Genomic DNA, 11503 nt, shown 5'->3' on the forward strand with positions numbered 1-11503 from the left:
CAAAATGATACCCACACCTACCGAGCTCTGGTGAGTAATTTAAGTACTGAGCAACAGCAATACAAAATTACTACAGCGATAGACATGAGCTTTCATTTACACTTTCTCAATCAATTTCAACAAAGTCTTTGGGCTATTATGTTTGGCTCTGCGGTACTCATTTTATTGGTGGCTTGGTTTGCTATACATCAAGGATTGAACCCTTTACGAGGTTTGAGTCAGAAAATGCATGACATCCAAACTAATAAGATGGATGTAAGGCTTGATGAAAATAAAGTGCCTATTGAGCTTGTTAATATGGTGCAGTCGTTTAACTCGATGCTCGACAGGCTCCAAGGTGAATTTATTCGTTTATCAAATTTCTCTAGTGATATTGCGCATGAGTTACGTACTCCACTAACAAATATAATCACTCAAACACAGGTTGGTTTATCTAAAAAAAGACAGTTGTTAGAGTATCAAGAATTATTGTTTTCTAATCTAGAAGAGCTGGAACGACTAACTAAGATGGTTAGTGATATGCTTTGGCTTGCAAAAACTCAGAATGGACTGGTTAAACCCGTTCAAAATACTCTAAAAAGCCATGATGAAATTGAAGCATTATTTGAGTACTTTGATGCTTTGGCTGAAGACTCATTGATTACATTTAAGAAAAAAGGTCAAAACCTTTGTTTTTATTGTGACAAATTACACTTTCGCCAATTATTATCAAACCTCCTATCCAATGCAATAAGGTATGCCCCAAAAGGCTCATCAATCACAGTAAATAGTGAAATATTTACCGCTGATAAAATATGTATTTCAGTGATTAATACTGGGGAGAGAATACCTTCTGAGCATTTACCTTATTTATTTGACCGCTTTTATCGACCCGATAAATCGCGCCAACGACACAGCGATGGAGCTGGTTTAGGGCTTGCAATAGTTAAAGCTCTAGCGCAAGCAAACGGTGGAAATATAGAGGTCAGTTCAAATAATCAAACTACCAGCTTTAAAGTTTTTCTAAATTTAGCTAAAAGCTAATTATTAAATTTAATAACCCAATGTTTGCTTGTACCTCTAGACTTCCCAGCTTTCATTAAACACCGGTTTATAAACTTAAAGTACAAAACGGAAGTAAACTTCCGGTTTCTAACCCAATATTGCTATATTTCGGAAGCAAACTTCCGTTTATAGGAATTCAAAGGTAGTTATCGGAAATATACTTCTGTTTTTGAAAGCGTTGGCCTAGATAGCTATATGAGCCATTTTTCGGGGTCTTATTTGAGCGAAAAGCGGAGGGTCGGGTAAACTCGTTTTTGGACAAAAATGAGCTAGGTTTATTGCCATCTCTTACTGCAAGTTACCTGTGATGTCGCAATCATAGAGTCTTTACATCTGGTTCAGGTCTTTTTGTTGTGGAAATGGTGTAGAAGTTTCTTATTATTAGCTTCATCCCCTATTTCTAACCTAATAAATAATGGAAATTCTGAATTAAAAAAGCTCAGTGCTTCATCAAAAAACTCTCTGTAAATAACCGAGGCTTTATTATTCTCCAATAAAGCTAATAGCCTACTTGCATTAGAATATTCATTCCCATTACCGTCTAACATAGAAAAATTAGCTCTTAGAAGCATATCACTTAACAATTGAGCTTGTACGGGGAGCACTCTTCTAACAGTAACCCCCTCATTGTTTTGCTCAACTGCTAGATGCTCTTGAGAAAAACAGTCCAGAAATAAATTTAACATCGGATATTCGCTTGGCAACGTTAGTTGCTTTTCATCAATTGTTATCGAGACGGACTTTAAGTAACCATATTCTTTTGAGTACGCAGTCGATGTTTTTGGTATTTTTGAAAATTCTGTATCGATAATTATATTAGTGGTCGGCATTAAAAAATAGTCGTTTAGAAGAATATGCCCAATGCCCCCATTGATAATCTGTTGAGGGTTTGAGATCCGTTTGGATTTTGTTAATTGCTCTTCAGTTTGCAAAATCCACCATTGTTGTTGCTCACTAATCTTAAATCTAGAAGCTATAATCAATGGTAAATCGTATAAGTCGGTATATTTTGCATATTTATCTAAAAAGTTTTTTCCTAGTTTAATTTTATCATTTTGAGTTGTTTTAACCTCAACAAGAGCAGACGTTTTGGTTGAATTACGATTTGTATCATAAACGCTATGGCTAAGGTCAAATACTGCTAAGTAGTCTGGCACTTTTAAATCATTATTTATCACAAACCCCTGTTCTAACCCATTTATTGCAAGGCAGGCTTTCATCAATTTACAAAGAAGCAGAAACTCGTCCTCCAAGAGAAGACCATCAATCCTTCGGATAACTTCTTCAATATTCTGCTCGACTAAATGTGTTTTTACATACAGTTCAAACTCGGCCTCACTCGAACAACCAAGCCTTATTGATTTGAGGATCTTTAACTGCTCAATTTGAGATAAATCTTTCAAACCGTTCATGAAATTATGCTCCTTGCTGAATTATGAGTGAGCTACCGCTTTATTTTAGTTAATACAAACAACACATTTGTTTTGAATGCAAAACTTACCGTGCACTCTTAATTAGTAAAATTTGAATTGTAACTCACTTTGGGGCAGAAACGAGTTAATCATGAATGACTGCTCATGGCACTTAGCCAAACTTCGGCAAAGAGCGAATAGCGGACATCAACGTTCACTTCAGCATTACCGAATACTGAACGGTTTTGAGCTAAAGTTTTTGCGCGGCACATGGAAAAGAACTGCGTAGAGTTTGGTGCCAGATGCAAGTCCATGCTAGGGATTTACTGCTGACTAAATAACTGATCCTAATTGTGATACACCTGCTTCAAGCCATGCTTGCCACCTGGGAACGGAGCCGCTGTGTCCATAAAGTGGTATACCTGCTCCAGTAAGTCATCCATGTTCTTACACTGATGGTTACGGGTTATCGTTTCATGCAACGCATGCCATAGCTTTTCAATTTTGTTGTGCCACGGGCTGTATACCGGTAAAAACAAGAGCTTGAACTTTGGGTTCTCATTCAGCCATTTCTGCGTTTTTTTGCTCTTATGGATGATGTAATTATCCACAATTAGCGTGATACTTTTCGCTCGCCGGTATTGCCCTTTCAGTTGCTCCAACAGCGCAATAAACAAATCACTGGTCTTGCGCTCACCACCAACATAACTGATTTGTCCTGTCTGGCTGTGCAGTGCCCCCGCCAGATAGTGTTTCTTATTCTGGCCGGGTGTAGCTACCTTACGCTGTTTACCTTTAAAGCCCCAGTCGGCACCAATCTTCGGATTCAGGTGGATATCCACCTCATCCTGATAAAACACCGGATGGTCCACGCTGCAATTTTCAAGTGCCTCCCGCATGGCTGCTAACTTAGCTTCTTTATCTGGGTCTTGGATATACAGCGTCGGTGCCGCACGACGCCAGACGATGCCGACTTGTGGCAACCACCGCCTGAGAGTTGAGCTATGAATAACGATACGGTAAAGCTTATGCAGTAGCAGTGCGAATAATTCACTACTCCAACGCGACCGCTGATAACCCAGTGTCCTGGGTACATGGTTCACCAACAGTTTTAAAACACCGCAGATAAAGCCTTTGGGCTGACTTGGTGGTCGCCCAGCACCCTTGGTTTTAAGGCCATCTATACCTGCTGCTTCATACCAGGTTACCCACCGGTTTACTGATGAACGGCCTGCTTGCAAAACACGGGCTACTTGCGACTTGGTTTCACCTTTTAGCACCAATAACACCGCATTTGCCCGGCGGCACAGGTCTTTATCTCGGGTTTTATGTACAATTTTCTTCAAGCGGCGGGTTTCTGCGCCGTATAAAAATGCTATTTTGTTCATACTCAATGCGGTTGTTGATTGGTTATGTTTGGCGACTGATCTGATCGCGCAAACCGCATTGAGTTCCCTTCCTCGGGTGATCTACTATTTGGAACAGCTATTTAGGATGCCAGCCCATACCTTTCTAATTCATATGTAACATTTTTTCTGTCGTACTGGCATCAAGATAACCAGAACTGAGCAAACAATCTCAAAGGTTGTACAAAATAACACTAAAGTGTATTAGTTCAGACAAGATCTGACACATCAACTTGAAAAAGTGAGAGTTACCCGTTTTGATAAAAGGTGTCGAATCTTTAAATCAAAACATATAAGAGGTAACTCTCATGCTACATACTAACAATCCAATTATTAAACACAAAGCGGGTTTACTTAATCTTGCAGAAGAACTTGGCAACGTATCAAGAGCTTGCAAAGTGATGGGTGTATCCCGTGATACATTTTATCGATATCAAGAACTCGTCGAAGACGGTGGACTTGATGCGTTAATTGATAAAAGTCGTAGAGCGCCAAACTTAAAAAATAGAGTTGATGAAGCAACTGAACAAGCCGTCATTAAATACGCTGTCGATTATCCAGCTCATGGCCAACACAGAACGAGTAATGAACTCAGAAAACAAGGCGTATTCGTTTCTGGCAGCGGTGTTCGTTCAATATGGCTACGTCATGACCTAGAGAACTTCAAAAAGCGTCTCAAGGCACTAGAAAATAAAGTTGCTAACGAAGGTATCATTCTCACCGACGCTCAAGTAGCTGCGCTTGAAAAGAAAAAACATGATGACGAAGCGTGTGGTGAAATTGAAACGGCTCACCCAGGTTATCTAGGCTCTCAAGATACATTTTACGTGGGTAATCTCAAAGGCGTTGGGCGTATCTACCAACAAACCTTCGTTGATACATACAGCAAAGTAGCGTTCGCTAAGCTCTACACCACGAAAACGCCAATTACTGCGGCTGACATACTCAACGACAAAGTACTGCCGTACTTCGAACAGTACGAGCTTCCCATGCTACGTATTCTAACCGATAGAGGCACTGAATATTGTGGCAAAGTCGAACATCATGATTACCAGTTATATCTGGCTATTAATGATATCGATCATACAAAAACCAAAGCTATGTCACCGCAAACAAATGGTATCTGCGAACGCTTCCACAAAACGATACTCAATGAATTCTATCAAGTTACATTCCGTAAAAAGCTATATAGCTCATTAGCGGAATTGCAAAAGGATCTGGACGAATGGATGATTTATTACAATAATGACCGAACTCATCAAGGAAAAATATGCTGTGGCAGAACGCCATTAGAAACTTTATTAGATGGAAAATTGATCTGGGCTGAGAAAAATTTAGCTCAAATCTAGACTGACAGTCACCGATTAAAAAACGGGTAACTGTCAGATCAAGTCTGAGCTAGTACAACTAAAGTTTTTTCATTAAGTTTTATTGTTATGCTCTTGTGGTGGCTTTCGCCACCACTTTATTAGTTTTCAAGTTCCACCATATCTTTCGCTGCAATGTCACCAGACACTAGCTTTACAGTTGCGAAATGATCATTCACAATTTTAGTAATTTGTACCGTTCCTACCTTTTCGATAGTGTAGGGATCTTCACCTTCACTCAATACTATTCTTTCATGGAATCTAATAACACTGTATTTTTGCCCAACCTCTGCGCCATGCTTAGCACCAATACAGATTAGAGTTCGATTATCAGAACTTTCTACTACCTGACCTCTCATCATGTATTTATGATAAAAAGTGGTATTGGAACAACCCACTAAATATAAACCGAATGTAAGCAATAAAAGAGCTTTTATATAGGGTGTTTTCATCACTGTTACCTCATTTGACTAACTAATTATCTATACACTTTTTTATGAATTCATTTGTTTTTCCGGCCAGCCCCCGAAGGTGCTTGATGACAACTCCAAGGCTTATGAACAGAGTTATCTTTGATGTTCTGATCAACAAATTTATAGTAACTTTCTTTAGTATGTGTCCACCAATCATCATGAACATCTGCGCCATACTTACGGATTACCTCCTCAATCCCATCAAGGCTTACGTTTGCGGCATCATAGGCAAGGTGTATTTCACCTTCTTTGATGTTGTAACTAACTTCATCTATACCAAAAAGCTGATCTATTTCTTTTACTAACTCGTCACAGCTTTCTTCTGTGACATTGCTAAGCTTTAGGTTTCGAACAACTAAATTTTGCTCTTTAACGCCAACTCTATGATTTAAATCGCTCATAATTTTTCTCCTAATGTTTGTGTGAATGCTGTTGATTGCTATCTTTCATTTCTTCCATTTTACGGTTCATCTGCGGCATCATGTTCCCCATCATTTCTAAATGATGTTCAGCCATCTTGATTTGTTGATGCATTGGCATTTCTTCCATGTTTTTGTGCATGGATTGCATCATCTTCATCATTGAACGGTGATGTTCAACCATCATCTGCTGTTGCTTTTCAGGATCTTTTTCAGTTTTAATGGCATGGACTTCCTTTTTCATTTCCATCATCTTTTTGTGCATTTCTCCCATGTTCTCATGTGGTATTGCCATGCCTTGATGCATATCAGCTTTGTTCGCACCTTCATGCTTATGCTCATTGTTTTGGGCAAATGAGCTAGTGGTTATAAGTAGTGAACTAATAAATAAAATTGATTTAGTTAACGTTTTCATGATTTTTACCTTCTACACTTTTATTAAAATTTGGGATCCAACTTGGTGTCGATTCCATATACCTGTGGTACTCCGAACCAAACTCAGCAATCGCTTGTGCTTCTTCGCGTTTCGCTAGCTTGACGTAAACAACGACTAAGATCGGAAACATCGCAAGTGTTGGGATTGTCGGCCACTGCAATAAAAAGCCGAACATGATTAGAATGAAAGCTACATACTGTGGGTGGCGACACCTTGCATACCATCCAGTTGTAGCCAATTGATGATGTTTTTGCGCGTGATGCAATACATTCCATGCTGAAGACAACATAAAGAAACCTGCAACAATTAACACCATACTCACTATATGAAATGGGTCCCAATGGGCATCACCTTGAAATCCAAAGAAAGTATGTAATAAATGCCCATTTTCATGCGCAAAGAAATTTACTTCTGGATAGGTCTCCGTCAGCCACCCCGACAGAAAATAGATAGTTAAAGGAAAGCCATACATTTCAGTAAATAGGGCAACAATAAAGGCAGAGAACGCGCTTAGACTTCTCCAATCAGTTGATGTTTTTGGTTTGACAAAACTAAAGGCAAAAAAGATAAAAATTGCTGAGTTCAGTATCACCATTGACCATAAGTCATAATCATATGTTTCATTCATCACTGCTCTCCTTTTTATGTGATTCCTTACGTGCCTTTTCTAACCCTTGTATGTAGCCATCGCGATAGGCTGCATTTTTATCCGTGAGTTCTTGAAAGCTCTCTTCCTTTTTTTCATCAGGCGCATGTGAATGATCGTGACCATGTTTACCATGACTGCCATGCATAAATACGTGCATCAAGGGGCATAGCAATAAAATCAAGTAGGGAAGAAATTGCAGCATATGTTGACCATGCTCAAGCACTAAGAAGTAGGTCACTGCGGCAATAAGTGCCAGTGCAGCCCAGCCTGTAGGTGTTGACCAAAAATTAGGGTGTTGATTTTTCATATTGCCCTCCTAAACGACTTTTAAGACACCGCGATACATTTGCATCTGACAGTGAAACTCATGCTCTCCCGGTGATAAGTTCAATAGGGTAATTTGAGTAATTTCATTTAATTTAAGCTGTTCGCTTATATCCAATGAAGGAATAAGCATTGTTTCAGCGCAGGGGGATTGATCTTTGCGCATAAACTTCAGAGTGACAGGTTGGCTAGCAGACACCTGAATTGAGGATGGGGAATACACACCATCCCTCACTTCAATGAGTACTTCATTACCTTGAACGATTGTTTTATTGGGTTTATATAGCCAAAACCACCAAACAATCAGCGCGATTAACATTAAGCCTAATAAGTTAATAACCATCATTGTGATTCTCCTTAATGCTCTTTTGCTTTAAAAAAGCGAAGTCGATTTGCATTTGACACTACAGTCAATGACGAAAACGCCATTGCAGCACCTGCAATTACAGGGCTAAGCAGAATGCCAAAGAAGGGATATAGAACCCCCGCAGCAAAAGGAATCCCGGCTACGTTATAGACAAACGCGCCAAACAAGTTTTGTTTGATATTTCGTAAAGTAGCTTTGCTTACCGCTATGGCATCAGCAAGGCCATGAAGTGAACCACGCATTAGGGTAATGTCAGCACTTTCGATAGCTACATCAGTCCCTGTGCCTATGGCGAAGCCAACATCGGCTAACGCTAGCGCAGGAGCATCGTTGATGCCATCTCCTGTCATACCAACAATTTCGCCGCCTTCTTGTAGCTCTTTCACCTTGTTGGCTTTATCTTCTGGCAGCACTTCAGCAAGAAACTCACTAATACCCACTTTTTTAGCTACGGCGGCAGCGGTTTCCTTGTTATCACCCGTTAACATGATGACGCGTATACCATTAGCCTGAAGCCGTTTGATAGCAGAGATTGAGTCTGACTTGATAGGATCTGCAACAGCAATGATTGCTGCAAGTTCACCATCTACAGCAAAGTACATAGGTGTTTTGGCTTCTTTGGCTAAAGACTGTGCTTGTTCAACAAAGCCTGTGAGGTCTATGCCTTTTAACTTCATTAGTTTATCGTTTCCGAAAAGCAGGGCTTTGTTGTTGCAGCTTGCTTCTACACCAAAACCCGTAATGGCGTTAAAGGCTTCAATTTTTAGTAACTCAATATCCTGATCTAACGCACTTTCAACAATCGCTTGCGCTAAAGGATGCTCTGAGCCGCTTTCTAAACTTGCTGCAAGCTGTAGTACGTCTTTTTCGTCAGTAGCTTTTGCTAAAATAATATCGGTTACCTTAGGTGCCCCTTCAGTAATAGTGCCCGTTTTATCTAAAATCATGGCAGTGATTTTAGAGGCGGTTTGCAGTGCCTCACCGTTGCGAATAAGCACTCCGGCTTCTGCTGCTTTTCCTACTCCCACCATGACAGACATGGGTGTTGCCAAGCCTAAAGCACACGGGCAGGCAATAATAAGCACAGTAGTTGCTGAAACGATGGCAAAAGCAATGGCTGGCTCAGGTCCAAAGTTAAGCCATGCTAGCGCACTTAACACAGAGGTGATCATCACGACAGGTACGAAAAAAGCTGAAATAACATCGGCCAAACGGCCAATCGGCGGTTTCGAATTTTGTGCTCGTTTCACCATATTGATGATCTGTGCAAGCGCCGTGTCTTTACCAACGCGTGTGGCTCTAAATAAAATCATGCCTGATTTGTTCAAAGTACCTGCGACAACCTCATCTTCTTCAGCTTTTTCAGCAGGCATAGGTTCGCCTGTCAGCATGGACTCATCAATAGAGGTGTGTCCTTCCAATACCACGCCATCGACGGGAATTTTTTCACCCGGTTTTACCTTCACAATATCGTTAAATAAAACCTGCTCAATACCTATCTGAACTTCTTTGTTGTCACGAACCACGGTTGCTGTTTTGGCTTGCAAGCCGATAAGACGTTTAATGGCCTCAGAGGTTTTACCTCTGGCTTTGATTTCTAATGCTAAACCTAAATCAATTAAGCCAATGATCATGGCGGTAGCTTCAAAATAAACATGCCGTGCCATCAATGGAACAGCGTCAGGTGCAAACACGACAACCATCGAATACAACCAAGCCGTGCCTGTTCCTAAAGCAATTAGGGTGTCCATATTGGCTGAATGATTTTTGAAGCTCTTCCATGCTCCTACATAGAAATGCTTGCCTGAAAAATACATAACACCAAAAGTTAAAATGCCTACAACCAACCAAGAAATTCGTTCAAGGTTTGTTTCAACCGTCATTTCTCCAACTACAATGCTGTAGATCATCAAAGGAACGCCGAGTGAAAGGGCAATAAACGTATCGCGCATTAGCTTTTTGTAATATGCAAAATCCGCAGCCTCTTTCTCATCAAGCGCATCTGTTGCTGAGCTATCATCAATTGGCTTCGCGTTATACCCCACTGACTCAACAGCTTTGATCAACTCTTTTGTTTTAGCTGTCCCATAAACTGTTACTGTCCTATCAGCAAAATTCATTTCCGCACTGACGACTCCAAGAGTTGCCTTCAACGCCCCTTCAATTTTGCCTACACAGCTAGCACACCCAGCACCTTCAATGATAAGCTGTTGGTTATGTGATACTTTCTCCAACGTATTCTCCTTACTTTTACACGAAGAGGATTGAGCTTTTGCCTGACAGCAACAGCCTGATTCAGTTTTTATATTTGTGTTAGTAGCCACCCTTTTTCCTCCTATGCTTTTTTAATTTGCTCAAAGTTTTCGATGAGATGACAAACCATGTTTGCAGTCGGTGCTTTGTCTTCCATTTCTTCCCATCGAGAAAGCGCAGAAGACATTTTTCCTCGAAGTGCCAACATTGCTTGAAACTGCTTTTCTGTTTCTTCAAGCCGCTCTTTGATCAGGCTTCTGACTAATGGGCACGCACTTTTACCATCTTCAGATTCATTAATAATTTCCTTGATATCTGCAACGGAAAAACCAAGGTTTCTGGCACTTAAAATGAATTTAAGTCTCGATACTTCTTTATTCGAGTATGACTTGTAGCCGTTCACTGACTTAGCAGGTTTTAACAATCCTAATCTGGTGTAATAGCGCACCGTATCAGCAGTCGTTCCAAGGCTTTTTGCCAGCTCCGCAACTTTCATATTCACTCCTCAGTTTTTTAGCTAAGTTTGTACTCTCATCTTCAGCTTAGACCTGTGTCTAAGACACAGGTCAAGTACTAATTCTAGTGAATAAGCTAAAAACTAATTTTTTGGTAAAAGAGAAATCTCGGTCAAAATCGACAGCATTAAGTACTGTAAATAGCAATAGTTTGAGCATGTTCATCATGCCTCCAAAAAATATTGTGCTAATTGTTCAAAACGGTTGGTAATTTAAACCAATCAGTAAATCGTTTTATTTTTGATGGGACTGGCGAAAAAAAGGCGCACTGATCCCGTGATTAGCCAATAATTGGTGGACGATAAAGTAAGAGATGGATACCAGATTTTGGTAGGGGTATACGCTGTAGAATTAGCTCAGAATGAATATTGCAAATACCTTCGTCTTGCGCTTCCACAAGATAGGCATTTAAATGAAAGCTTGTACAAAAACCGCCTTCACAACAAACACAATCACCAGCTTTACATTTTTCACAGTCTTCATCACCATGACGGTTTTTAGAATCTTGCGAATTTTCAGTGTGATAGTGACTATTGTCATTCATTGATTGATGATGCATATTTTTGCTTGGTTGTATAATATGCGTGTCGGAAGATCCATTTTGATGTTCTTCACAATTCATTGGTTTAGCAATAGCAAAGCCATGCTGCGTAAGCAACAGAGTAATTACCACTATTTTAAACCACTTGAAAAGTCCAAACATTTTAATTCCTTATTTATCACCTACAATATTAGCCACTTTATAAAAATAATTTTATGATCTTGATCAACCTTTGAACTAAAACCTAAACTTTTTACTTTTTACTTTTTACTTTTTACTTTTTACTTTTTACTTTTT

General features: G+C 39.9%; 13 protein-coding genes. 2 read left to right on the forward strand and 11 right to left on the reverse strand.

The window, feature by feature from the left end:
* Positions 1 to 1023 (forward strand): heavy metal sensor histidine kinase (locus H5157_RS20030; RefSeq protein ID WP_182725384.1); only part of this gene is annotated, 1023 nt, incomplete at its 5' end.
* A 359-nt stretch (positions 1024 to 1382) separates the two neighbouring features.
* Here H5157_RS20030 and H5157_RS20035 read toward each other — a convergent pair.
* Together H5157_RS20035 and H5157_RS20040 are read right to left on the reverse strand one after the other, a co-directional pair.
* Positions 1383 to 2456 carry a hypothetical protein gene (locus H5157_RS20035; protein WP_006792233.1) on the reverse strand — a complete coding sequence of 358 codons (1074 nt, stop codon included), beginning with the start codon at positions 2454 to 2456 and terminating at the stop codon, positions 1383 to 1385.
* A 347-nt stretch (positions 2457 to 2803) separates the two neighbouring features.
* Positions 2804 to 3844: an IS630 family transposase gene (locus tag H5157_RS20040; protein WP_010558023.1), complete on the reverse strand. Its 1041-nt coding sequence runs from the start codon at positions 3842 to 3844 to the stop codon at positions 2804 to 2806.
* A 326-nt stretch (positions 3845 to 4170) separates the two neighbouring features.
* Between H5157_RS20040 and H5157_RS20045 the strand changes: the two genes are divergently transcribed.
* Positions 4171 to 5211, forward strand: a complete 1041-nt coding sequence (locus H5157_RS20045) for an IS481 family transposase (protein WP_138488686.1) — start codon at positions 4171 to 4173, stop codon at positions 5209 to 5211.
* A gap of 119 nt (positions 5212 to 5330) precedes the next feature.
* On the opposite strand, the gene H5157_RS20050 is transcribed toward H5157_RS20045, so the two are convergent.
* The 9 genes from H5157_RS20050 to H5157_RS20090 all read right to left on the reverse strand — a co-directional run bounded on the left by H5157_RS20050 (position 5331) and on the right by H5157_RS20090 (position 11368).
* Positions 5331 to 5681 carry a hypothetical protein gene (locus tag H5157_RS20050; RefSeq protein WP_004589646.1) on the reverse strand — a complete coding sequence of 117 codons (351 nt, stop codon included), beginning with the start codon at positions 5679 to 5681 and terminating at the stop codon, positions 5331 to 5333.
* Positions 5682 to 5731: 50 nt separating this feature from the next.
* The gene (locus H5157_RS20055; protein WP_008467865.1) at positions 5732 to 6103 is read right to left on the reverse strand and encodes a hypothetical protein; all 372 of its coding nucleotides are present in this window, start codon (positions 6101 to 6103) and stop codon (positions 5732 to 5734) included.
* A 10-nt stretch (positions 6104 to 6113) separates the two neighbouring features.
* Positions 6114 to 6536, reverse strand: coding sequence for a hypothetical protein (locus tag H5157_RS20060; RefSeq protein ID WP_008467863.1), 423 nt, complete (start codon positions 6534 to 6536; stop codon positions 6114 to 6116).
* The gene (locus H5157_RS20065) at positions 6520 to 7185 is read right to left on the reverse strand and encodes an isoprenylcysteine carboxylmethyltransferase family protein (RefSeq protein ID WP_010558024.1); all 666 of its coding nucleotides are present in this window, start codon (positions 7183 to 7185) and stop codon (positions 6520 to 6522) included. Before H5157_RS20065 ends, H5157_RS20060 begins: the two co-directional genes overlap by 17 nt.
* Positions 7178 to 7513: a DUF2933 domain-containing protein gene (locus tag H5157_RS20070; protein WP_008467859.1), complete on the reverse strand. Its 336-nt coding sequence runs from the start codon at positions 7511 to 7513 to the stop codon at positions 7178 to 7180. Before H5157_RS20070 ends, H5157_RS20065 begins: the two co-directional genes overlap by 8 nt.
* A 9-nt stretch (positions 7514 to 7522) precedes the next feature.
* Positions 7523 to 7876 (reverse strand): cupredoxin domain-containing protein, encoded by a 354-nt coding sequence (locus H5157_RS20075; protein WP_004589267.1) that lies wholly within the window; start codon positions 7874 to 7876, stop codon positions 7523 to 7525.
* A gap of 11 nt (positions 7877 to 7887) precedes the next feature.
* Positions 7888 to 10131, reverse strand: a complete 2244-nt coding sequence (locus tag H5157_RS20080; RefSeq protein WP_008467856.1) for a heavy metal translocating P-type ATPase — start codon at positions 10129 to 10131, stop codon at positions 7888 to 7890.
* A 101-nt stretch (positions 10132 to 10232) separates the two neighbouring features.
* Positions 10233 to 10646: a MerR family transcriptional regulator gene (locus H5157_RS20085; protein WP_008467855.1), complete on the reverse strand. Its 414-nt coding sequence runs from the start codon at positions 10644 to 10646 to the stop codon at positions 10233 to 10235.
* Between the two features lie 299 nt (positions 10647 to 10945).
* Positions 10946 to 11368, reverse strand: a complete 423-nt coding sequence (locus tag H5157_RS20090; protein ID WP_010558026.1) for a hypothetical protein — start codon at positions 11366 to 11368, stop codon at positions 10946 to 10948.
* Positions 11369 to 11503 lie beyond the last annotated feature (135 nt).

It is taken from the genome of Pseudoalteromonas sp. SG43-3, assembly GCF_014164385.1.
Classification (GTDB): domain Bacteria; phylum Pseudomonadota; class Gammaproteobacteria; order Enterobacterales; family Alteromonadaceae; genus Pseudoalteromonas; species Pseudoalteromonas distincta.